The organism is Acidithiobacillus sp. TH-A36, assembly GCF_057473445.1.
Map to the genome: position 1 here is coordinate 1 of NZ_JBYCKP010000364.1, position 1,871 is coordinate 1,871.

At 60.7% G+C, this 1,871-nt stretch carries 1 protein-coding gene; it reads left to right on the forward strand.

The features are described 5' to 3' along the window. Positions 1 to 1,871, forward strand: a 1,871-nt coding sequence (locus AC2VLY_RS09645; protein ID WP_486892807.1) for a DEAD/DEAH box helicase, incomplete at both ends; no start/stop codon positions are given.

Consider the following 1,871-nt stretch of genomic DNA (forward strand, 5'->3'; position numbering starts at 1 on the left):
CAGTACGATCCCGATCATCTTGCGGCGATCCGGGCTATTTTTCAGGAGCATCGCGGGGTCTGGCGCAAGCCTTCCCGCGCCTGGGTCGTCCCCCAGGGCGCCGCCCGGGAGATAATGGCGGAACTCGCTGAAATGGATCCCGACCGGTTTCCGCTCGCCCGATCCGAGGCTTTCCTCGAAAAAGCGACCCAGAATCCCCGTTCTTTTGTGGCCCCGCAGCTGGATGTGCAGATACAGCCTTTGACCGATGGACGCCAGGCCGTGCGTTTTGCCTACGACCCCGTCCTGGTCACGCTGCTACACAAAATGCGGGGTCACTGGCATAAACCCTGGTGGGTGGTGGATTCTCCTCTGGAGAAACTGCAGGACCGCCTGGAACGTCTGGGTGCGATCCCGCGTCCTTGCATGACGATTCACAGCGATCTCTGGGAACTCCTGGAGAGCGGGACCTTGCAGCCCACGGGGCTGATCCACGTGGAAGAAGGCGACATCGAGCCGGAACACGGCGACGCAGCCGCTTTTGCGGGTTATCCGACAGAAGGCCCCGCCGTTCTGGTGCCGCTGATCACGCCACTGTCCTTGCTGGATGTGGATACGGATCAGATCCGGTCCATGTCCGAGGCCTACGGACTTTATCCCTATCAGGCGGAAGGCCTGCACTTTCTGCTGGCTCGCAGTACCGCCCTTCTGGCCGATGACATGGGCCTGGGCAAAACCCGGCAGGCCCTGGTGGCGGCCCTGGCGGTGCTGGAGGCCCCTTCCGATACCAGCAATATGGACAGTCCTCGCCGTGCGTTGATCGTCTGTCCGGCGAGTCTCAAACGCAACTGGGAAGCCGAACTGAAAGCCATAGGAATTCCTGACTGTGCCATTGCCCGGGTAGAATCCCTGGCTGCAGCACGGGCTATCGACCAGCCCCCTTCCCTCGCTGCCGGCGTCACCGAACCTCCGGAGAATCATTCAGAAACCGCCTCAGATAGCGTGCGCTTTGTTATCGTCAACTATGAGTTGCTCCGGGTATTGGATGGCCATTACACCGTCGCCATATTCGATGAAGCTCACTATCTCAAGGAACCCGGCGCCCGCCGCACGCAGGAAGCCTTTCGTCTGGCGCAACGGATTCCCCGCCGCTGGCTGCTGACCGCCACCCCGATGCTGAACCGGGAAGAAGAGCTTTGGACCCTGCTGCGGTTGGGCGGGCATCCCATGGGGGCTTTATCGTTGTCGGCTTTTCGGTCGCTGTATGCCGGAGAGGCTGAACAACGCGCCCTATTGGGTACCCGTATTCAGGAATGGATGCTCCGCCGGCAAAAGCATGAAGTGCTCACCCTGCCGGGTAAATACCATCAGACCCTAACGGTGAACCCTGAACCCGATTGGGTAGCCGCTTATGCGGAGATCCGCGATAACGAGCAACTGCGCGCCATCGAAAAAATTGGCCGGATGCGTATCCTGTTGGAGCGCGGCAAGCGCGAAGTCGTGCTGGATGTGCTCGATAATCTCCAGGAAACGGCCAAGGCGCTGATCTTTTGCCAGTACCGGGAAACGGTACACTGGTTTGCTGAACAATTGGGCGATAGTTCGGTCACCCTGACGGGAGCGCTGACCAACAAGGCCCGGGATCGGGCTGTGCACCGCTTCCAGCAGGATCCATCCGTACGCTGGTTGGTCGCGACCATTGATACGGCTGGCGTCGGGCTGAACCTGACGGCCGCCACCTACGTGTTTTTTGTATCGCGGCCCTGGACCCCGGCAGCGCAGGATCAAGCGGAGGACCGCGCCTACCGGATTGGGCAAAATCGGCGGGTGGAGATTTATTTGCCCCTCATCGCGGAGACCATCGATAGCGACATCGCTGCCCTGCTGGAGGC